At 47.5% G+C, this 423-nt stretch carries 1 tRNA gene and 1 rRNA gene; both read left to right on the top strand.

The annotated features are described in order from the left end of the window. A 16S ribosomal RNA gene (locus FHC49_RS03270) occupies positions 1-66 on the top strand; the annotation flags it as partial. 164 nt (positions 67-230) lie between these two features. After that, a tRNA-Ala gene (locus FHC49_RS03265) sits at positions 231-306 on the top strand. The last annotated feature ends 117 nt before the right edge of the window (positions 307-423 follow it).

Raw genomic sequence — 423 nt, 5'->3', positions numbered from 1 at the left:
TTCATGACTGGGGTGAAGTCGTAACAAGGTAACCGTAGGGGAACCTGCGGTTGGATCACCTCCTTACCTTAAAGAAACGTTCTTTGAAGTGCTCACACAGATTGTCTGATGAAAATTAGCAGTAAAAATCTCTGCAGGCTTGTAGCTCAGGTGGTTAGAGCGCACCCCTGATAAGGGTGAGGTCGGTGGTTCCGCAAGAATTGTCGGTACAGAGATTAGCATTTTGCGATGGGGTTATAGCTCAGCTGGGAGAGCGCCTGCCTTGCACGCAGGAGGTCTGCGGTTCGATCCCGCATAGCTCCACCATCCTTTACTGCAACAAACCCAAGAAAACTTCAGAGTGTACCTGAAAAGGTTCACTGCGAAGTTTTGCTCTTTAAAAATCTGGATCAAGCTGAAAATTGAAACAGCACACTGAACTCT

It is taken from the genome of Kluyvera sp. EC_51 (assembly GCF_019584505.1).
Lineage (GTDB): Bacteria > Pseudomonadota > Gammaproteobacteria > Enterobacterales > Enterobacteriaceae > Kluyvera > Kluyvera sichuanensis.
The sequence above is the reverse complement of the archived record's forward strand: the minus strand, read 5'-3'. Positions and strand labels throughout refer to the sequence as shown.